16 protein-coding genes are annotated in these 19,496 nt (G+C 72.5%); 10 read left to right on the top strand and 6 right to left on the bottom strand.

Going from position 1 to position 19,496, the window contains the following annotated elements:
* The first annotated feature begins 2 nt into the window (after nucleotides 1-2).
* From ACIBNE_RS01515 to ACIBNE_RS01490, 6 genes are all read left to right on the top strand, one after another.
* Entirely contained in the window at nucleotides 3-2,312 is a 2,310-nt protein-coding gene (locus ACIBNE_RS01515) for an ATP-binding cassette domain-containing protein (protein ID WP_399268268.1), read from the top strand.
* Nucleotides 2,313-2,358: 46 nt separating this feature from the next.
* On the top strand, nucleotides 2,359-3,135 hold the full coding sequence (gene ddaH, locus ACIBNE_RS01510; protein WP_399268266.1) for a dimethylargininase: 777 nt from the start codon (nucleotides 2,359-2,361) through the stop codon (nucleotides 3,133-3,135).
* A 76-nt stretch (nucleotides 3,136-3,211) separates the two neighbouring features.
* Complete coding sequence (locus ACIBNE_RS01505) at nucleotides 3,212-3,442, top strand: hypothetical protein (protein ID WP_399268264.1); 231 nt, start codon at nucleotides 3,212-3,214, stop codon at nucleotides 3,440-3,442.
* A gap of 272 nt (nucleotides 3,443-3,714) precedes the next feature.
* On the top strand, nucleotides 3,715-3,852 hold the full coding sequence (locus tag ACIBNE_RS01500; protein WP_399268262.1) for a hypothetical protein: 138 nt from the start codon (nucleotides 3,715-3,717) through the stop codon (nucleotides 3,850-3,852).
* Between the two features lie 130 nt (nucleotides 3,853-3,982).
* Nucleotides 3,983-4,162: a hypothetical protein gene (locus ACIBNE_RS01495; protein WP_399268259.1), complete on the top strand. Its 180-nt coding sequence runs from the start codon at nucleotides 3,983-3,985 to the stop codon at nucleotides 4,160-4,162.
* A 339-nt stretch (nucleotides 4,163-4,501) separates the two neighbouring features.
* Entirely contained in the window at nucleotides 4,502-5,476 is a 975-nt protein-coding gene (locus ACIBNE_RS01490) for an acyl-ACP desaturase (RefSeq protein ID WP_399268257.1), read from the top strand.
* A gap of 97 nt (nucleotides 5,477-5,573) precedes the next feature.
* Here ACIBNE_RS01490 and ACIBNE_RS01485 read toward each other — a convergent pair whose 3' ends face one another.
* From ACIBNE_RS01485 to ACIBNE_RS01475, 3 genes are all read right to left on the bottom strand, one after another.
* Nucleotides 5,574-7,142 carry a GMC family oxidoreductase gene (locus ACIBNE_RS01485; RefSeq protein WP_399268255.1) on the bottom strand — a complete coding sequence of 523 codons (1,569 nt, stop codon included), beginning with the start codon at nucleotides 7,140-7,142 and terminating at the stop codon, nucleotides 5,574-5,576.
* A gap of 7 nt (nucleotides 7,143-7,149) precedes the next feature.
* Entirely contained in the window at nucleotides 7,150-7,428 is a 279-nt protein-coding gene (locus tag ACIBNE_RS01480) for a WhiB family transcriptional regulator (RefSeq protein WP_399268253.1), read from the bottom strand.
* A gap of 165 nt (nucleotides 7,429-7,593) precedes the next feature.
* Nucleotides 7,594-9,048 (bottom strand): phytoene desaturase family protein, encoded by a 1,455-nt coding sequence (locus tag ACIBNE_RS01475; RefSeq protein ID WP_399268251.1) that lies wholly within the window; start codon nucleotides 9,046-9,048, stop codon nucleotides 7,594-7,596.
* 172 nt (nucleotides 9,049-9,220) lie between these two features.
* On the opposite strand from ACIBNE_RS01475, the gene ACIBNE_RS01470 reads away from it, so the two are divergent.
* Nucleotides 9,221-10,219, top strand: coding sequence for a hypothetical protein (locus ACIBNE_RS01470; protein ID WP_399268249.1), 999 nt, complete (start codon nucleotides 9,221-9,223; stop codon nucleotides 10,217-10,219).
* Here ACIBNE_RS01470 and ACIBNE_RS01465 read toward each other — a convergent pair.
* Nucleotides 10,170-11,138, bottom strand: a complete 969-nt coding sequence (locus ACIBNE_RS01465) for a multicopper oxidase domain-containing protein (protein ID WP_399268247.1) — start codon at nucleotides 11,136-11,138, stop codon at nucleotides 10,170-10,172. The two genes, ACIBNE_RS01470 and ACIBNE_RS01465, sit on opposite strands and share 50 nt — an antisense overlap.
* A gap of 223 nt (nucleotides 11,139-11,361) precedes the next feature.
* Here ACIBNE_RS01465 and ACIBNE_RS01460 point away from each other — a divergent pair, with 223 nt between their 5' ends.
* Nucleotides 11,362-13,824, top strand: a complete 2,463-nt coding sequence (locus ACIBNE_RS01460) for a ThuA domain-containing protein (protein ID WP_399268245.1) — start codon at nucleotides 11,362-11,364, stop codon at nucleotides 13,822-13,824.
* Nucleotides 13,825-13,826: 2 nt separating this feature from the next.
* Nucleotides 13,827-16,019, top strand: a complete 2,193-nt coding sequence (locus ACIBNE_RS01455; RefSeq protein ID WP_399268243.1) for an OmpL47-type beta-barrel domain-containing protein — start codon at nucleotides 13,827-13,829, stop codon at nucleotides 16,017-16,019.
* Nucleotides 16,020-16,100: 81 nt separating this feature from the next.
* Here the strand turns inward: ACIBNE_RS01455 and ACIBNE_RS01450 are convergent, their stop codons facing one another.
* Nucleotides 16,101-16,451: a hypothetical protein gene (locus tag ACIBNE_RS01450; protein ID WP_399268241.1), complete on the bottom strand. Its 351-nt coding sequence runs from the start codon at nucleotides 16,449-16,451 to the stop codon at nucleotides 16,101-16,103.
* A 101-nt stretch (nucleotides 16,452-16,552) separates the two neighbouring features.
* Here ACIBNE_RS01450 and legP point away from each other — a divergent pair, with 101 nt between their 5' ends.
* A complete protein-coding gene (gene legP, locus ACIBNE_RS01445; protein ID WP_399268239.1) occupies nucleotides 16,553-18,412 on the top strand; it encodes a Dot/Icm T4SS effector Zinc-dependent metalloprotease LegP in 1,860 nt (619 codons plus the stop codon).
* 22 nt (nucleotides 18,413-18,434) lie between these two features.
* Here the strand turns inward: legP and ligD are convergent, their stop codons facing one another.
* On the bottom strand, nucleotides 18,435-19,454 hold the full coding sequence (ligD, locus tag ACIBNE_RS01440; protein ID WP_399268237.1) for a non-homologous end-joining DNA ligase: 1,020 nt from the start codon (nucleotides 19,452-19,454) through the stop codon (nucleotides 18,435-18,437).
* Nucleotides 19,455-19,496 lie beyond the last annotated feature (42 nt).

Below are 19,496 nucleotides of genomic sequence, written 5' to 3'. Positions count from 1 at the left end.
TCATGGCTCAGCACATCACCATCACCGGCGCGCGCGAGAACAACCTCAAGGACGTCTCGCTCGCGGTCCCCAAGGGCGGCATCACCGTCTTCACCGGCGTCTCGGGCTCCGGCAAGTCGTCGGTGGTGTTCGACACCATCGCCGTGGAGTCGCAGCGCCAGCTGAACGAGACCTTCACCTGGTTCGTCAGGAACCGGCTGCCGAAGTACGAGCGGCCGCACGTCGACGCGATCGACGACCTGTCGGTGGCGATCGTCGTCGACCAGAAGCCCATCGGCGGCAACGTCCGCTCCACCGTGGGCACCATGACCGACATCCACGCCACGCTCCGGGTGCTCTTCTCGCGCTGCGGCACCCCGAGCGCGGGCCCGGCCGCCGCGTACTCCTTCAACGACCCGGCCGGGATGTGCCGGGTCTGCGACGGCGTCGGCCGCACCGTCAGGCTCGACCTGGACAAGGCCGTCGACCGGTCGCTGTCGTTGAACGGGGGCGCGCTGCGGCTGCCCGGCACGTCGGTGGGCAGCTGGCAGTGGAAGCTGTACGCGCACTCGGGGCTCTTCGACGCCGACAAGCCGGTCGGCGCGTACACGGAGGCCGAGCGGCGGACGCTGCTGCACGGCACGGGCGGCGCCGGGCTCAAGGTGCGCCTGGAGCTGAAGTCCGGCTCGGCCGACGTGGAGTTCGAGGGCCTGGTCGACCGGTTCGAGAGGCTGTACCTCAAGCGGGACACCGCCGGGCTCTCCGACTCCTACCAGGAGGCCGTGCGGCGCCTCACCCGGCAGGGGACCTGTGAGGCGTGCGGCGGGGCCCGGCTCAACGAGGCGGCGCTCGCCACCCGCGTCGGCGGTCTCTCGATCGCCGACTGCGCGCGCATGGAGGCCGCCGACCTGGTGGAGGTGCTGCGGCGGATCGACGACCCGGTGGCCGCGCCGATCGCGGCGGCCGCGCGCGAGCGCCTGGAGCGGATCGTCGGCATCGGGCTCGGGTACCTCTCGCTCGACCGGGAGACGACGACGCTCTCGGGCGGCGAGGGCCAGCGCCTGAAGATGGTGCGCCACCTCGGTTCTTCGCTGACCGGGCTGACGTTCGTCTTCGACGAGCCGAGCGTCGGGCTGCACCCGCGCGACGTGGGGCGGCTCAACGACCTGCTGCGGCGGCTGCGGGACCGGGGCAACACCGTGCTGGTCGTCGAGCACGACCCGGACGTCATGGCGATCGCGGACCACGTCGTGGACATGGGGCCCCGCGCGGGCAGGCACGGCGGGCGCGTGGTGTACGAGGGCCCGCCGGGGGCGCTGCGGGACGCGGACACGCCGACCGGGCGGGCGCTGCGGCGGCGCACGCCGCTGAAGGAGGTGCCGAGGACGCCGGGCGGCTGGCTGCCGGTGAAGGGCGCGGACCGGCACAACCTCAAGGGGGTGGACGTCCGCTTCCCGACCGGGGTGCTGACGGTGGTGACCGGGGTGGCGGGGTCGGGCAAGTCGACGCTGGTGGCGGGCGAGTTCACCGCCGCACACCCGGAGGCGGTGGTCGTCGACCAGGGGGCGATCACCGCTTCGGTGCGCTCCACCCCGGCCTCGTACCTGGGGATCATGGACGTCGTCCGCAAGGTCTTCGCCCGGGAGAACGGCGTCCCGGCCGGCCTGTTCAGCTTCAACTCGGCGGGCGCGTGCGCGAAGTGCGCGGGGCGCGGGTTCCTCCACACCGACCTGGCGTTCATGGATCCGGTGACCACGGTCTGCGACACGTGCGAGGGGCGGCGGTTCCAGGACTCGGTGCTGCGGCACCGGGTGCGCGGCAAGTCCATCGTGGACGTACTGGACATGACGGCCGATCAGGCACTGGAGCTGTTCGACGACGCGGGGGTGCTGCGCGGGCTGCGGACGCTCAACGAGGTCGGGCTGACGTACCTGACGCTGGGTCAGCCGCTGTCCACGCTCTCCGGCGGCGAGCGCCAGCGCATCAAGCTCGCCACCCAACTGCACCGCACCGGCAGCGTGTACGTGCTGGACGAGCCGACCACCGGACTGCACATGGCGGACGTGGGCACGCTCGTCGCGCTGCTCGACCGGCTGGTGGACGCGGGCAACAGCGTGGTCTGCGTGGAGCACAACCTGGACGTGGTGAAGCGCGCGGACTGGGTGATCGACCTCGGACCCGACGGCGGGAAGCACGGCGGCGAGGTGGTCTTCGAGGGGACGCCGGGACAACTGCTGTGCCACGACAGGTCGTTCACGGCCCAATACCTGCGCCGGGACCTCGATGTCCAGACCTCCGGCGGTCTGGAGGTGGGGCGGGCGGCCGGGTCATGATGGTCACCGCCCGTCCCGTCCGCCCCTCCTCGATCAGGAGTCGCCCGTGCCCAGCAGAAGAGCGCTGGTCCGCCGCCCGAGCCCGCGCCTGGCCGAAGGGATCGTGACCTTCGTGGAGCGCGTGCCGGTCGACGGGACGCTGGCGCTGCGGCAGTGGCAGGAGTACGTGGCGGCGCTGGAGGCGCACGGCTGGCGGACCGTGGAGGTGCCACCGGCCGACGACTGCCCGGACGCGGTGTTCGTCGAGGACACCGTGGTCGCCTTCCGCAACGTCGCGCTGATCACCCGGCCGGGGGCCGAGGCGCGGCGCCCCGAGACCGCCGCGGTCGAGGAGGCGGTGGCCGGGCTCGGCTGCTCGGTGAACTGGGTCTGGGAGCCGGGCACGCTGGACGGCGGCGACGTGCTCACGGTCGGCGACACGGTGTACGTGGGCCGGGGCGGGCGGACCAACGCGGCGGGCGTCCAGCAGCTGCGCGCGGCCTTCGAACCGCTCGGGGCGCGGGTGGTGGCGGTGCCGGTCTCGCGGGTGCTGCACCTGAAGTCGGCGGTGACCGCGCTGCCGGACGGGACGGTGATCGGCTTTCCGCCGCTGGTCGAGAACCCGTCGCTGTTCGGCCGCTTCCTGCCCGTGCCGGAGGAGACCGGGGCGCACGTCGTGGCGCTCGGCAGCGGGAAGCTGCTGGTGGCGGCGAGCGCGCCGAAGACGGCGGAGCTGTTCGCGGACCTGGGGTACGAGCCGGTGGTGGTGGACATCAGCGAGTTCGAGAAGATGGAGGGGTGCGTGACCTGCCTCTCGGTACGCCTGCGGGGCCTGTACGCGTAGCCCTGCGGCGGCCCCCTCCCGAACGGCACCTTCCGGCCGTACCGTGGGGCGCACGGCGAAGACACGGGGGTCGACCATGCGCACCGCGAAGAAGAAGAGGCTCGTCCACACGGCCTCGGCCGCCCTGCTGGCCGCGGCGGCGCTCGCGTTCACCGCGGGCCCGGCGTCGGCGATGGGCTGGATCCCCGACTATCCGAACGTCGAGAACGCCGCGCCCGCGACCGTGGAGTGGCCCGACTTCCTCCGGGGCGCGCCCGCCAACACCCCGGCGGCCGCAGCGCCGTTGGACGCCGTCTTCTGCTGCTGACGGTCCGGCAGGGCCCAGTGGATCATCGGTGCGAACCGTCTGGAAGAGTGACCGCATGGTCCTCACAGGCGATCTGCCCACACGCGTCCGCGGCCCGCGCCGCAAGAACCTCGTCCTGGCCGCGGCGGTCGCGGCGGCCGTGCTCGTCGCGGCCGCCTGGGCGCTCGTCTCGCGGTTCAACGACCACCCGGTGTGGTCCGGAGAACGTCGCCTACGAGGCCGGGTACTACCGGGGCCAGCAGGTCCGCAAGCTGGACCGCACGGGCGACAGGGTGCGGGAGGCGAAGGCCGGGGGCTGTGAGCGCTGGGCGGCCGACGGGGGCAAGAAGGCCGACGATTCGCCCGCCGCGTGGGTGCGCGGCTGCCTGGACGCGGTGAACGCCCGCCCCAGCAACCCGAACAACGCGTGACGCCGCGCGGGACGCACCGCCAACGGAGCACCACGGCTCGGTGACCGCGCCCCGGACACGGCCCTGTACTGCGGGGGATGTCACACCGCGACCGGCCGTGAACGCCGTGTAGGCCGCCTAAAATGGGCTCATGCCCTCAACTTCCGCTGACAGTAATGCCGCGCGCCCCATGGCGCCGCGCGCGGCTGCGGTGATCAACGAGGAGATCCGGGACCTCGTCGAGGGCGGGCGCGTGGGCAGCGAGGCGTACCTGGAGCTGCTGGTCGAATGGGCCGCCGCGGTGCGCACCGAGGTCGTCGAGGCGGCCTGACGCCTCCCGCCGCGTCCCGCACCCGGAGATCCACCGAAGATCACCGCTCCACCTCCGCCGCCCGCATCGCGGGCGGCTTTTTCTTTTGGTCATGTTTTGGGCACGTTACGTGCCGGTAGGGGCGCATTCCGTCGATGCCCAGGAGACATCCTTCCGGGACCGATCCATTGAATTCCCCCCAAACAATCACCAACTGATCTTGCGCGGCGCCCTCTTCCCGCCGCACCTCCCCGCTCCCCCGCTGGTCAGCGAGTGTTGCGACTTACCCCGCGCTTAACCTACGGTGTCGTAACCTACGTAGGCGTAGGTAGCCAATGCTTCCCGTCCCCAGGAGCCCCAGTGACGATCACCTCACCCAACCTCGGCAGTTCCGCGGCGTGGACCGACGCCAAGCTGCTGTACGCGCTGGAAGAGGTCGTGGAGAAGGAGCTCAACCGGCACCTCAAGGTGGCCAAGGACTGGATGCCGCACGAGTACGTGCCGTTCGGCGACGGGCGGAACTTCCCCGGGATCTTCGAGGACGGCGAGGCGTGGGAGCCGGGTCAGTCGAAGGTCACCGACATCGGCCGGATCGCGCTCGTCGTCAACCTGCTGACCGAGGACAACCTGCCCAGCTACCACCACGAGATCGCCAGCCTCTTCGGCCGCGACGGCGCCTGGGGCACCTGGGTGCACCGGTGGACCGCCGAGGAGGGGCGGCACGGCATCGTGATGCGCGACTACCTGCTGACGTCGCGGGCCGTGGACCCGGACAAGCTCGAACAGTTCCGCATGGAGCACATGAGCGAGGGCTTCGAGTCCGACAACCGGCACTCGATGCTGCACTCCGTGGCGTACGTCGCCTTCCAGGAGCTGGCCACCCGGATCTCGCACCGCAACACGGGGCACCAGTCGGGCGACCCGGTCTGCGACCGGATGCTCGCGCGGATCGCCACCGACGAGAACCTGCACATGGTCTTCTACCGGAACCTGCTGGGCGCCGCCTTCGAGATCGCGCCCGACCTCACCATGCAGGCCGTGCGCGACGTCGTCGTCAACTTCCGGATGCCCGGACACGGCATGCCCGGCTTCGAGCGCGCCGCCGCGCAGATGGCGATCGGCGAGATCTACAACCTGCGCATCCACCACGACGACGTGCTCCAGCCCGTGCTCCGCTTCCTGAAGGTCCTGGACATCGACGGGCTCGGCCCCGAAGGCCTCCAGGCCCAGGAGGAGTTGGGGATGTACATGGGCGGACTCGACGCGGAGGCGGCCAAGTTCGACGTGAAGCTGGCGGCCCGCAAGGCCCGGATCGCCGCGCGGGCCCAGGCCTGACCAAACCGCGGCGCCGCCTGACCGACCCGCGGCGCCGCCGCAGGGGCGACCCGCACCGCGCCGCCGCCGGGGCTACCCGGCGGCGGCGCGACGGCGTTCACGCCTCCGTGATCAGCTCCACGGCCCGCTCCGCGATCGCCACCGTGGGCGCGTGAGTGTGGCCGCGGGTGATCCTCGGCATCACCGAGGCGTCCACCACCCGCAGCCCCTCGACGCCCCGCACCCGCAGCGCGGGGTCCGTCACCGAGGCCCCGTCCGTGCCCATCCGGCAGGTGCCGACGGGGTGGTAGAGGGTCTGGGAGGACCGCCGGACCGAATCGGCCAGCGCCTCGTCGTCCGTGACGCCCGGGTACGGGCCCAGCGGGCCCGCCGTGCAGGCCGCCAGCGGGCCCGTCGCGAACAGTTCCTCGGCCCGCCGGACCCCCGCCAGGAGGCGCGGGAGGTCGGCGTCGGCCGTGAGGTACGCCGGGTCGATGCGCGGGCCGCCGCCCTCGCCGGGCGCGGGCAGGGTGATCCGGCCCTCGCTCTCCGGCTGGAGCAGGATCACGCCGATCGTCAGCCCGTGCTCGGTCGGTGCCTCCAGGCCGTGGTCGACGAACGGCACGGGCGCGAAGATGAGTTCGATGTCGGGCGCGGCCAGCTCGGGCGAACTGCGCAGGAAGGCCACCGCCTCGCCCACGTTGGACGTCAGCGGGCCGCGCCGCGCCAGGAGGAAGCGGGCGAGGTTGGGCAGGGTGTCGGCCCCGGTGAGCGTGACCGGGTCGGGGCAGCGCATCACCACCGCGTACGACAGGTGGTCCTGGAGGTGGCGGCCCACGTCGGGGGAGGCGGCGACGACCTCGACGCCCGCCGCCCGCAGGTCGTCCGGCGCCCCGATCCCCGACTGGAGGAGCAGCTGCGGCGAGCCGACGGCCCCCGCGCTGAGGATCACCTCGCGGCGGGCCCGCAGCACCCCCGGCCGGCCTTCGGCGCGCACGCCGGTCGCCCGCACTCCGTCGAACTCGACCCGGCTCACCCGGACTCCGGTGAGCACGTCGAGGTTGGGGCGCCGCTTCAGCGGCTTGAGGTAGGCGTCGGCCGCGCTCCAGCGGCGCCCGCGCCGCTGGTTCACCGGGGTGAGCGCGCAGCCCTGAGGCTCGGGGACGTTCAGCTCGGGGAGCCAGGGCAGCCCCGACTCGCGGCACGCGCGCACGAACGCGGCCGTGACGCGGTGCGGCGAGCGCGGCGGCGAGATGGTGAGCGGCCCCGCGGTGCCGTACACGGAGTCGGGGCCGCGCTCGCCCGTCCAGCCCTCCGCCCTGCGGAAGTACGGTTCGAGCGCGTCGTACGACCAGCCGGGCCCCGCCGCCTCGCCCCACGCGTCGTAGTCCGCGCGGTGGCCGCGCACCCACATCATCGCGTTGAGCGAGGACGAGCCGCCCAGGGTGTGGCCCCGCGGCCAGAAGAGTTCGCGCCGGGCGAGGCCGGGCTGTTTCACCGTGGAGTACGCCCAGTCGTAGGGCGACTTGAAGAGTTTCGGGAACGCCGCCGGGATCGCGATCTCCGGCTTGCGGTCGGGTCCGCCCGACTCGACCAGCGCGACCCGCACCGAGGGGTCGGCGGAGAGTCCCGCGGCGAGCACACAGCCCGCGGACCCCGCGCCCACTACGACGTAGTCGTACTCCATATATGGATCAGCCCCTTCTCAGCTGCTGCCTCTCCTTCTCCGAGAGGCCTCCCCAGACTCCGAACCGCTCGTCGTTGGCGAGCGCGTACTCCAGGCAGGCGCGCCTGCCCTCGCATGCTCCGCAGAGCTGCTTGGCCTCGCGGGTGGAACTCCCGGGAGCCGGAAAGAAGAACTCCGGCCCGGCCTGCGCGCACAGCGCCGTCTCCTGCCAGGAGAGGTCGGTCGCGGCGCCGTCCTGGACGGTGGTGCGGGTGATGCCGGTGATCGAGGTGGTGGTGATCGACATGACGGACACGCTCCCCCATGGCGATAAACACCAGCTCAACGAAAGGTCAATGGGGCGTTTTCGTGACGAACCATCACGTTCGGTGACGACGCATGGCGGTCGCGGACCCGCTTCCACTGCCTCACGGATACCAGTGTGCCCGCTGTTCGCCCGTCGCGTGGGCCGTTACCGATAAGTACGCGAGGTGCTCGACGCGCGCGCGATGCCGCGCAGCGCGGACTTCGCGGCGTTGTGCCCGCACATGCCGTGCACGCCCGTCCCCGGCGGGGTCGCGGCCGAGCAGAGGTACACACCGGGGATGCCGGTGCTGTACGGGTCGAGGGCGGGGCGCGGGCGGACCGCGAGCTGGAACGGCGTGCAGGCCCCGGTGATGATGTCGCCGCCGACGTAGTTGGCGTTGTACAGCGGCAGTTGGGCGGTGGTGCGCACCGCCTTCGCGACGACCCGCTCGCGCGTCCCCGGCGCGAACCGCTCGAACTGGTCCAGCACGGCCTCGGTGGCGTCGCCCCGGTAGCCGTGCGGGACGTGGGCGTAGGCGTACACCGGGTGGACGTCGCCGCGCGAGCGGCCGGGGTCGGCGAGGTACTGCTGGGCGACGAGGACGAACGGGCGCTCGGGCATCCGGCCCCGGCCGATCTCCCGCTCGGTGCGGGCGACTTCCTCGGCGCTCCCGCCCAGGTGCACGGTCCCGGCCGAGCGGCACGCCGCGTCGCGCCAGGGCACGCCGCCCTCGACGGCGAGGTCGACCTTGAACGCGCCGGGGGCGTGCCGGAAGCGCGCGTACGCCCGGCGGACCCGGGGCGGCATCCGGTCGCCCGCGATGCGGACGGCGGCGCCGGGCGCGACGTCGAGCAGGACGGCGTCGCAGGGCGGGAGTTGGCCGAGGTCGTCGATCCGCACGCCGGTCTCGACCGTGCCGCCGCGCTCCTTGAGCGCCAGCACCAGCGCGTCGGTGACGGCCTGCGAGCCGCCGCGGGCGACGGGCCAGCCGTGCCGGTGCCCCGCCGCGATGAGCATGAGGGCGATCGCGCTGGTCAGCGGGGCGTGCTGGGGGTGGAAGCCGTGCGCGGCGACGCCCGCGAAGAGCGCGCGGGCGGCCGGGGTGCGCCAGCGGCGCAGCTGCACGGAGGCGGGGACGGCGGCACGGAGCCCGTATCCGGCGAGCCGCAGCGGATGGCTGGGCAGGTGGGCCAACGGGCGCATGAGGTCGGTCATCAGCGCGTCGAAGCCCTCGGTGAGCGGCCCGAACAAGCGGCGCCAGGCGGGGCCGTCGGGGCCCAGCCCGTCGGCCGTCGCGGCGAGCGAGCGCCGCATGACGCCGGGCGCTCCCGCGCCCGCGTCCAAGGGGTGGACGAGATCGACCTCGGGCCAGGCCCATTCGAGTCCGTACCGGCTAAGGTCGAGCGCACCCAGGAAAGGCGAGCCGACCCCCATGGCGTGCACCGCACAGCAGTGGTCGTGGACCAGGCCCGGGAGGGTGGCCTCGCCGCTGCGGCAGCCGCCGCCGATCGCGTCGGCGGCCTCCAGGACCGTGACCCGCACCCCCGCTTCGGCCAAGGTCACCGCCGCGGCAAGGCCGTTGGGGCCCGATCCCACGACCACCGCGTCCGCATCCACCATGGAGCCCACTCTAGAACGCGTTCAAATCCGTTGCGCCCGGGGCCTCCCTTCGGCAAAGATCGCCAGGCTCACCCGCGCGCACGGCCGCGCACGCGGGCGCATGCCCATCCAGGGAGTGTATCGAATATTCCTTACCTTCATAAATTTATGAACATTCAGTATTGTGAGCGTCATGCTGCCCCAGCTGAGTACGGACCTGCTGCTCGACCCGCGGCTGATCGTCGCCGTCGCCCTGATCGCGGTGATCGGTGACGCCCTGCTGCCGGTGCTGCCGAGCGGCACCCTCGTGCTGGCCGCGGCCGTGTGGGCGGCGCCCAGCTGGGCCGCCGTGCTCGTGTTCGGCTCCGCCGTGGCCCTCGCCTCGATGCTCGGGGACGTCGTCGTGCTGCGGCTCGCCCGGCGCCTGCACCGGCGCCACCCGGGGCTCGAAGCCGCGGCCCTGCGGCTGCGCGGGGCGCTGGCGGACCGGCTGGGGCGCACGACGGTCGCCGCGCGCTTCGTGCCGGGCGGGCGGCTGCTGGTCGGGCTCGCCGTCAGCGCGTCGACCGCGTCGCAGCGCCGCTACCTCTGCTGGTCGGCGCTGGCGGGCGCGGTGTGGTCGGGCTACCTGCTGGCGATCGCGACGCTGGGCAGCCTGTGGTTCGACTCGGGGTGGCTCGGCCTCGCCGTCTCCACTGCCGCCACCGTCACCATAGGCACCTGCCTCGCCAGGGCCCTGCGCAACCGCGAGGACCCGGCGACCGGGGCCGTCGGGGGCGGTCGCGAGCCGGTCCTTGAGTCGACCCAGGAGCCGGTCCTTGAGTCGGTCCGGTCGGCCCGGGAGCCGGTCCGGGAGTCGGCCCGGGGCGAACTCCGTGCGCGTACGGCCCCGCAGGTGCGGCCCGGACCGCGCGCGGCGGACCTTCGGGGCCCGTGGGTCCGGTCCGGGCCGCCGTCCCCGCAGGGGCGCGATCCGCGCCCGCGCGACGCGCGGCGCCCCGTCGAACGGCGCCCGCGGGCGCGTCGTCCCGCCCGGCGGCGGCCCCGCCGGGCGGGGGTGCGGACCGCGCGGGGCGCGGCGCCGGCCCGCGAACCGCCCGCGCGAACCGCGTCCGCCCTCCCGGACCCCGCCACCGGCCGCCTCAGTGGTGCGGGTCGTACCCCGGGATCGTCCCGTCCGGCTTCGCTATGAGCAGCAGCCCCGCCATTCCCATGTCGGAGTGGCTCTGGACGTGGCAGTGGTACATCCAGGCACCCGCGCCCGCCAGTTCGCCCGCGACGAACTGGAATCCGAAGGAGTCGGCCGGGCCCGTGATCTTGTTGTCGATCACCGGGCTCGGGTCGTCGGGCCCCGACAGCAGGCCCGTGCGGTTGTCCGCCCAGCGATGACCGTGAACGTGGAACGTGTGGTAGTACTCGCCGTGCGTGATCATGACGATCTCCAGCCGCTCCCCCACCGTCGCCTCGAAGTTCGGGCTCTGGTGCCCCGGTCTGTTGTTGATCGTCATGTCGTTGAAGACGATCGTGAACGTCCTGTCGGGCAGGACGTCGCCCTCGCGCCGCACGATCACCCCGCCGTACAGCCCCTTGCGGATGCCGCCCGTGCCGTGGTCCGTGCCCACCACGTGGTCGTGGTAGTGCCAGTAGCCCGCGCTGCCGGGGCGCCAGGTGCCGTCGGCCCGCCTGCCGGGCCGGTGCGTGCGCCAGGTGTACGTACGGGTGGCGCCGGGCTCGACGTGGCTGCGGTTCATGCGGGTGCCGTCGTTGGCGATGTCGTAGTCCAGGCCGTGCACGTGCAGGCTCGCCGCGACGTCCAGGGTGTTGGTGAACTCGATGTGCAGGGTGTCGCCCTCGTTGACCTCGATCAGCGGCCCGGGGACCGTCGCCTTCCCCGGTTCGAGCCCGTAGCCGAGCTGCCCGTCGGCCAACTTCTCGGCGTACATCCGCAGATGGCGCACGGCGCCGCCGGCCGGTGCGGTCTTCGGCGGGGTCGCCGCGGCCGGAACGCCCGCCGCCGCCACGGGCGGCAGAGCGGCCGCCGATAACGATGTCAGGCCCGCCGCGGCCGCGCCGCCCGCGAGCATCCGTCGGCTGAAGTGCCGCCTGTCCATGCCGAACTCCCCACTGCCGTACGGAGGATGACGGGTCGACCGAGGTGCGTGCGCCCTCTGACGCGGCCTCACGGTAGCCGCCGGGCACCTGTTTATCCACGCTCAGGACAAAGTTCATGGCATTCCGGTCATACCTATTGGCGAGCCGTCGAAAGAGGTCTAGCTTCAACCGCTGCGTGTGACGGAACCGAACCGAACTGCTCGATGAGGGGTGGGTGAACACATGCACCACATGCGCGCGGTGGCGGCGGCCCTGGGCTCGACCGCCCTGGCCGCATCCCTGCTCGGCGGCACCACGACGGCATCGGCCAGACCCTATCCGGACGGGCCCAATGCCCGATCGACAACGTTGTCCCTGCCGTCGCCGCCCGGCGGCGCGAACGTGAAGGTGCTGGTCTTCCACGCGTCGGCGACCGAGGAGCCGCCGACCGTCGACGCCGGGATCGCGGCCGTCGAGCAGATCGGCCTGACCGGACCGGCCGCGGGGCGGTTCAAGACCGTCGCCACCGACGACGCCGGGGTCTTCACCGACGCCCGGCGCCTGGGCACCTTCAACGCCGTGGTCTTCCTGACCGGCGGCGGCGACGTCCTCGACCCCGACCAGGAAGCGGGCCTGGAGGCCTACATGGAGGCCGGCGGCGGCTTCCTCGGCATCCACGACGCGGCGCGCACCGAGCCGTACTCCGACTGGTTCACCGGCCTCGTCGGCGCCCGCCCCGCCGCCTCGCCCGCCACCGCGCAGCGCGCGGTCGTCGAGGTCGGCGACCGGCGGCACCCCGCGACCAAGGGCCTCCCGCTCCAGTGGAAGCGCCCCGACAAGTGGCTGAACTGGGCCGAGAACCCGTCCGGTGACGTCCACACCGTCGCCCGCGTCCGGGAGTCGACGTACGAGCCCGGCGCCGGTGCGAACGGCTGGGACCACCCCGTCTCCTGGTGCCGCGACTACGACGGCGGCCGTTCCTTCTACACCGCGATGGGCGGCACCGCCTCCTCCTACGACGAGACCGACTTCCGCGACCACCTGCGCGGCGCCCTCGCCTGGACGACGCGGCTCTCGCAGGCCGACTGCCGGGCGACGATCACCGCCAACTACACCGCCGAGCGGGTCACCCGACCCAACAAGCCGGGCCTGAACGACCAGATCGGCGAGCCGCACGGACTGGTGACCGCCCCCGACGGGCGCGTGCTCTACATCGGGCGCGGCGGCGCCGACTCCTCCCGGCCCGTCGTCACCGACTGGAACGACCCCAACGTCGGCAAGGGCACCGGCGAGGTCCACGTCTACGACCCGAAGACCGGGCAGGTCACCTACGCGGGGGGCCTGAGCGTCTTCGGCAACAAGGGCGGCAGCGACGAGCTGACCAAGAACGAGGAGGGCCTGCTCGGCATCGAGCTGGACCCGGACTTCCTCTCCAACGGCTGGGTGTACCTGCACTACACGCCGCACTCCAGGATCAACCGCGAGACGCACACGGCCGAGCGGTACGTCTCCCGCTTCACCCTCGACCTCGCCACCGACAAGCTCGACCTGGCGAGCGAGAAGGTGCTGCTCAAGTGGCCGGTGCAGATCCACAGTTGCTGCCACGCGGGCGGCGGCATGGCGTGGGACTCGAAGCGGAACCTGTACATCGCGACCGGCGACAACAACTCCTCCGGATTCAGCGGGGGTTACTCCGGCAACAACCCGCAGCCGAACTTCAAGGGCCTCTCCTTCGCCGACGCCCGGCGCACCTCGGGCAACACCAACAACCTCAACGGCAAGATCCTGCGCATCCATCCGGAGGCCGACGGGACGTACACCCTCCCCGCGGGCAACCTCTTCACCGGCGAGGAAGCCGACGAGGGCGGCGGGAAGACCCGGGGCGAGATCTACGTGATGGGGGTGCGCAACCCGGCGAGGATCTTCGTCGACAAGTCGACCGACGTCCTGTACGCGGGATGGGTGGGCCCGGACGCCGGCGCCCCCTCGACCACGTGGGGTCCCGCGAAGTACGACACGTTCGCGGCGATCACCGGGCCGGGCAACCAGGGCTGGCCGTACTGCATGGGCAACAACCAGCCGTACCGCGACCGGAACCTCCCCGACCCGTCGAAGCCGCTGGGCTGGTACGACTGCGCCGCGCCGAAGAACGAGTCGCCCAACAACGACGGCCTGGTGAACCTGCCGCCCGTCACGCCCAACACCATCTGGTACTCCCCGCAGGGCGGCGGCCCCGACTTCCCGCGCGACGCGAACGGCGTGCCGAGCTACCGGCTCGACGAGCAGAAGCTGCTGCTGCCCTGGCTCAAGGGCGGCGGCCAGGCGACCATGAACGGCCCGGTCTACCGGTACGACGCGAACACGGCGGCGCCCGGCAAGTGGCCCGCCTACTGGGACGGCAAGTGGTTCGTCGGCGACTTCTACGACGGCGACCAGCCGCGCCACGCGGTGCTCACCGATCCCAGGACGGCCGGCAGGGGCGGGCTGCCGGTGCACGCCGAGTCGCTCAAGAGGATCGTTCCCGTGGGCGCGGGCGGCATCCGCAACCTCATGGACTGGAAGTTCGCGCCGGACGGCTCGCTCTACGTCCTGGACTACGGCCGCGGCTTCTTCACCTCGGACGCCGGGTCGGCGCTCTGGCACGTCACGTACAAGGGCGGCGGGCCGACCCCGGCGGCCGGTCAACTGGCCAGGAAGGGGGCGTGAGGATGCGCGGGCACGGACCCCTGACCCTGTGGACGGCGCTGACGGCCGCGCTGCTGCTGATGCTCGGGCCGACCTCGACCGCCGCGTACGGCCGGAGCGACGACCGGGTGGCACAGCAGGTGCTGACCTGGACGGCGGGCGATCCGATCGACCGCTACCTGACGTTCCCGACGACCGCGACGGCCGGGAAGACCACGATCGTCTTCGAGAACAGCACGGCGACGGGGAACACCACCTCGATGCCGCACACCCTGACGTTCGACGTCTCCGACCCCGAGTACAACAGCGACGTCCGGCTGAACGTGCTCGCCAACCCCGGTGACGACCAGGGCGGGAAGCACACCGCCGAGGTGACGCTCACCCCGGGCCGCTACCGCTTCCACTGCACGATCCCCGGGCACGGCGCGATGCAGGGCGTCCTGACGGTGACGGACGGCGGCGGCTCCGACACCACCGCTCCGGACACCTCGGTGAAGGTGGAGGGCGAGCGGGACGCGGACGGCGCGTACGTCGGCATGGCGCACGTGACCGTGACGGCGACCGACTCCGGTTCGGGCGTCGACCGGGTCGAGTACGCGCTGGACCAGGGTGCCTGGCAGCCGTACACCACGGCCGTGATGGTCCACCAGGTGGGCGCCCACACCGTGCGGTACCGGGCCACGGACAGGGCGGGCAACACCGCCGCCGAGAAGTCGGCGGCCTTCACCGTCGTCGCCCCGCCGACCGACGACCAGACGCCGCCGGAGACCTCGGCGACGGTCTCGGGAGAGCGCAACGACCAGGGCGAGTACGTCGGGGCGGCCACGGTCACCGTGAGCGCCTCCGACACCGGCTCGGGCGTCGACTCCGTCGAGTACGCGCTCGGTCCGGGAGCCTGGACGGCGTACACGAGTCCCGTGGCGGTACGTGAACCGGGCGCCCGCACCGTGCGGTACCGGGCCACGGACAGGGCGGGCAACACCGCCGCAGAGAAGTCGGCGGCCTTCACGGTCGTCGCCCCGCCCGTCGAGGACCGCACGCCGCCCGTGACCACGGCGGCGGTCACCGGGAGCAGGAACTCCGACGGCGCGTACGTCGGCGCCGCGAAGGTGACCGTCACGGCGTCCGACGCGGACTCGGGCGTGGCCGAGGTCGAGTACTCGCTGGACGGCGGCCCCTACCTCGCGTACACCGCCCCGCTCGTCGTGGACCGGACCGGCCACCACACGGTGGCACACCGGGCGACCGACAGGGCGGGCAACACCTCGGAGGCGAGGAAGGCGTCGTTCGCCGTCGCGCCCGGAGGTGGCGTACCGTCCCCCAACTGCCCTGAGTACGACGAGCGGTTGACGGTCTTCGTCGGTACGGTCGGCACGGGCGTGCCGAACCGGATGACCCGCTCGCGGTGCACGGTGAACGAGCTGATCGAGGACGAGAAGGACTGGTCGTCGCACGCGCTGTTCCTCAAGCACGTGGACGGCGTGCTCGACCGGCTCCTCGCCGAGGGCGTGCTGGACGCGCGCGAGGTGCGCGCGGTGTACCGGGCGGCCAAGGAGTCGGGCATCGGCAGGCCGGGGCAGACCACGGGCTACCGCGACCTGTTCGACGGCACTCCGGCGTCCTTCGCCAGGTGGAGCCACGTGGGCGGCGGTTCGTTCGCCCTCAACCCGGACGGGTCGATGACCAGCTCCACTTCGGTGCCCGGCATGGGCATGCTGTGGTTCCCGCAGCGCAAGTACGGCGACTTCTCGCTGAAGCTGCGCTGGCGGGACGACGCGCCGGGCACGGGCAACGCCAACGGCGGCGTCTTCGTGCGCTTCCCCCAGGTCCACGACCACCCGGAGGAGCCGCGCCCCGAGTGGGTCGCCGTCAAGTACGGCCACGAGCTGCAGATCCTGGACCGGCCCGACGGCGACGCGTACAAGTCGGGCTCGGTGTACGGCTTCGACCGCGTCGGCCTCGGGGGCGCGGGCGTCACGCCGAAGGGCACCTGGAACGAGTACGAGATCAGGGTGGTCGGCCAGCACTACTCGGTGCTGCGCAACGGCGTCCTGATCAACGAGTTCGACAACGCGGGCGGCCAGGAGTTCAGCCCGCCGCGCGCGGACGACCCGGGCACGGACGGGCGGCGGTACGCCTCCGGCTACCTCGGGCTCCAGGTGCACGGCACGACGGACGTGATCTCCTACCGGGACGTCCGGATCAAGGAGTTGTGACGTCGGGCGGGCGGGGCGGTGCCCGCGGGGCGCCGCCCCACCCGTTGCGGTACGCCGCCCCGCCCGTTGCGGTACGCCGCCTCACCCGTTGCGGTACGCCGCCGAGAGCTCCACCTCCACCGCGTCCCCGTGCCCGTGCGTCAGCACCGGGCACGCGCGCGTGGTCACCAGGTCCTCCCGCGCCACCGTCCCCGATCCGTCGAGGTCCGCGTGGACCCGCACGGTGTAGCGCGCCCGGGGGTCGGGCGGCGGCACCCGGAGCCGTAACACCGCCCCCGCGGCGAGGTCCGCGTCCCGTACCGAGGTCTGGGAGACCACCCTGGCCCTGGCGTCGGCCGCGGTGACCTCCTCCACCCGGGCCCGCAGGGTCACGGGCGCGCCGGGCACCGGGGCGCCCGGCGCGAGACGGACGGCGATTTCTACGTTGCGCATACGCTCACCGAGCCCTTGTTGCCCGTCGGTTCCCTCAGTACTTTCCGCAAAATAGCGCTCGCTCCGCGCGGGCGGAATCACCGGGACGAGGGGGAGTTCGCATGTCCGGAACAGAGTCCAGTGTTGCGGGTGAGGGGCACGGTGAATTCCGGTCCTCGCGCGAGGTGAGGACCGCGCTGATCGAGGGCGTCAGTTTCGCGGCCAAGCCCGTCCAGTACGTGGAGATCGACGGTCTCGCGATATTCGAGGGCGACATCGTGCTCGGAAAGACCGACCTGGTCGACGAGCGCACCAGGGAACTGCGCGCCGAGTCGGAGGGAAAGGTCCCGCAGTCGGCCGTGGCGATCTCGGGCAAGCAGTTCCGGTGGGCGGGCGCGCTGGTGCCGTACGAGATCGACGCGGGGCTGCCGAACCAGCAGCGGGTGACCGACGCCATCGCGCACTGGGAGGCCCGCACGCGGATGCGGTTCGTGCGCAGGACCCCGCAGAACTCGGCGCAGTTCCGCGACTTCGTGCGCTTCGTGCCGGGCGGCGGCTGCTCGTCGTTCGTGGGTCGTCAGGGCGGCGCGCAGAACATCACGCTGGGCCCCGGCTGTTCGACGGGCAACGCCGTCCACGAGATCGGCCACGCGGTCGGGCTGTGGCACGAACAGAGCCGCGAGGACCGCGACAGGTTCGTGACGGTCGTCTGGGCGAACATCACCGACGGCTTCGCGCACAACTTCGACCAGCACGTGTCGGACGGCGACGACATCGGCCCGTACGACTACGGCTCGATCATGCACTACCCGCGCGACGCCTTCTCCAAGAACGGCCAGGACACCCTCGTACCGACCGTGCAGGGCGTGACGATCGGCCAGCGCACGGGGCTGAGCACCGACGACATCGCCGCCGTGCACGCGCTGTACGGCCCGTCGGCCGCGTCGGGGCCCGCCGTGTCGTGGGAGTCCGACCGGCTCGACCTGTTCGGGATCGGGACGGACTCCGCGCTGCACCACAAGTGGTGGCAGGGCGCCTGGGGCCCCGGAGTCACGCAGTGGGAGTCGCTCGGCGGGACGTGCCTGAGCAGGCCGACCGCGCTGGCCTGGTCGCACGACCGGCTGGACGTGTTCGTGACGGGCACGGACTCGGCGCTGTTCCACAAGTGGTGGGACGGGAACGCCTGGGGTCCCGGCGTCAAGGACTGGGAATCGCTCGGCGGCATCTGCACGAGCGATCCGGAAGCCGTCTCGTGGGGTCCCGACCGGCTCGACCTGTTCGTCACGGGCACGAATTCCGCGATGTTCCACAAGTGGTGGGACGGAAAGGCGTGGGGGCCGAGCCTCAAGGGCTGGGAATCCCTCGGCGGCATTTGTCTGGGCCGCCCCGTGGCCGTTTCCTGGGGCGCGAACAGGATCGACCTCTTCACGGTCGGCACGGATTCCGCGCTGTACCACAAATGGTGGGACGGAAACGCCTGGGGACCGAGCGTCCAGGTCTGGGAATCCCTCGGCGGTATCTGTACGGGGCAGCCGGTCGCGGTTTCCTGGGGACAGAACCGGCTCGACCTGTTCGTCGTGGGCACGGATTCCGCGCTCTACCACAAATGGTGGGACGGAAACGCCTGGGGGCCGGGCCTCAAGCAGTGGGAATCGCTGGGCGGGGTGTGCCTGGGGACGCCCGCGGCGGTCTCCTGGGAGCCGAACCGGCTCGACCTGTTCGTCGTCGGCGCCGACTCGGCGCTGCACCACAAGTGGTGGGACGGGAAGTCCTGGGGTCCGAGCACGGTCGGCTGGGAGTCGCTGGGCGGGATCTGCACGGGCAATCCGGCGGCGGTGTCCTGGGAGCCGAACCGGCTGGACGTGTTCGTGACGGGCACGGACTCGGCGCTGTTCCACAAGTGGTGGGACGGCAAGGCGTGGGGGCCGAGCGTGAAGGGCTGGGAGTCGCTGGGCGGCGTCCTGACCCGGTTCACCGACTGAGCCCCTTCGCGGCGGGGCCGGATCAGGGCGCGTCCGGCTTCTTCGCCCGGCTGGGCTGTACCCGCTTGGGCTCCCCCGGCATCTTGGGGTAGTCCGGCGGGTACGGCAGGTCCCCGAGCCCGCGCTCGTGCTCGTCCTCGTCGGCGAGCGCGAGCAGCGCCTCCAGGCCGAAGGCGTGGTCCTCGATGTCCGCGTGCACGTCGCCGAGTTCGGCGTACCGGCCCGGCACCGTCGCCAGGTCGAAGTCGCGCGGGTCGGCCGCGTCCAGTTCGTCCCAGCGCAGCGGCGCGGACACCTGGGCGCGGGGGTGGGCGCGGAGCGAGTACGCCGACGCCATCGTGCGGTCGCGGGCGGCCTGGTTGTAGTCGACGAAGATCCGCTCGCCGCGCTCCTCCTTCCACCAGGCGGTGGTGACCCGCCCGTCCATGCGCCGCTCCAGCGCGCGCCCGGTGGCGATGACGGCCCTGCGGACCTCCGTGAAGGTCCATTCGGGCCTGATCGGCACGGAGACGTGCAGGCCCCGGCCGCCGGAGGTCTTGGGCCAGCCGCGCAACCCGTGCTCGTCGAGGAGGGCGCGCAGCTCGTGCGCGGCGGCGACGGCGTCGTGGAAGTCGGTGCCGGGCTGGGGGTCGAGGTCGATGCGCAGCTCGTCGGGGTGGTCGGGGGCGGCGGCGCGCACGGCCCAGGGGTGGAAGGTGAGCGTGCCCATCTGCACGGCCCACAGCACGGCGGCCGGTTCGGTGGGGCGGATCTCGTCGGCGGTGCGGCCGCTGGGGAAGGCGATGGTGGCGGTGGGGATCCAGTCGGGGAGGTTCTTCGGGGCGCGCTTCTGGTAGAAGGACTCGCCCGCGAGGCCGTCGGGGAAGCGCTCCAGGGTGGTGGGGCGGTCGCGCAGCGCGCGCAGGACGCCGTCGGCGACGGCCAGGTAGTAGTGCGCGACGTCCAGCTTGGTGAAGCCGCGCTCGGGATAGACGACCTTGTCGGGGCTGGACAGCCGTACGGCCCGTCCGCCCGCCTCCAGCTCGATCGCGGTTGCGCCCATGCCCGCCACCGTAACCCCGGAACCGACCGGGCGCACATATGC

This window comes from Streptomyces sp. NPDC050504 (genome assembly GCF_044458065.1).
GTDB lineage: Bacteria > Actinomycetota > Actinomycetes > Streptomycetales > Streptomycetaceae > Streptomyces.
This window is presented reverse-complemented; position numbering and strand designations above follow the sequence as displayed.